Consider the following 1,020-nt stretch of genomic DNA (forward strand, 5'->3'; position numbering starts at 1 on the left):
TGTGATGTCTCAATAGGTTGTTCACCCGGAAGAGTCTGGGAGACTGGAGTTACGACGCTTCAGAACTTTCCAGAAGGAACAACCGGGTGAACAGCCACAAGAATGCCAGATTGACCTTTGAAGGGCGCAAGTTGCTCATTGAACGCATTGCGGGAATGGGGCTGATGCCGGCAGCCGAGGCTGCCGGCATCAGCGTGCGCACTGCCCGCAAGTGGCTCAAGCGATTTGATCAGCAGGGCCTGGCGGGTCTGCACGACCGCAGCTCGCGCCCGACCAACGTACGGACTAACCTGGATCAGTCGCTGCGCCAGCGCATCGAGCAACTGCGCCGCGCGCGCATGCCCATGCGCAACATTGCCCGCATCGTCGGGCGCAGCGTTGCCACCGTCAGCCGTTTGCTCGCTCGCCTGGGGCTGTCCAGCCTGAAGGCGCTCGATCCGGTTGTTGCGGTCGTGCGCTACGAGCGGCACGCCCCCGGCGAGTTGCTGCACATGGACACCAAGAAGCTGGGGCGCATCTTGCGTCCCAGCCATCGGGTCACGGGCGACCGGCGAGACGCCAGCAAGCGCGCAGGATGGGAGTTCGTACACGTGGCCATCGACGATCACTCCCGAGCGAGCTTCGTGCAGGTGCTCGAGGATGAGCGCAAGACTTCAGCCACGGAGTTTCTGAAGGCCGCTGTGGCGCACTACGCGGCCCTGGGTGTGACGATCAAGCGCCTGATCACTGACAACGGCTCTGCATATCGCTCGGTGCTGTTCAACAAGACCTGTCAGGCCTTGGGCATCAAGCACACGTTCACTAGGCCGTACCGACCGCAGACCAATGGCAAAGCCGAACGGTTCATCCAAACCTGTTTGCGCGAGTGGGCCTATGGACGCACTTGGAACAACAGTGCAGAACGCACTGCTTGGCTGCCATCCTTCCTGAGCTACTACAACGCCCGAAGGCCGCACTCGGCCTTGGGATACCAGCCGCCAGCCTCCCGCCTTGGCGGGAAGAACCTATTGCAACTCAACA

At 61.8% G+C, this 1,020-nt stretch carries 1 protein-coding gene; it reads left to right on the forward strand.

Translation table 11 applies throughout. The annotated features are described in order from the left end of the window. Positions 1-86: 86 nt before the first annotated feature. The coding region (locus BM345_RS29560; RefSeq protein WP_093387424.1) for an IS481 family transposase at positions 87-1,020 on the forward strand (934 nt) is incomplete at its 3' end.

The organism is Variovorax sp. OV329, assembly GCF_900114785.1.
Classification (GTDB): domain Bacteria; phylum Pseudomonadota; class Gammaproteobacteria; order Burkholderiales; family Burkholderiaceae_C; genus Variovorax.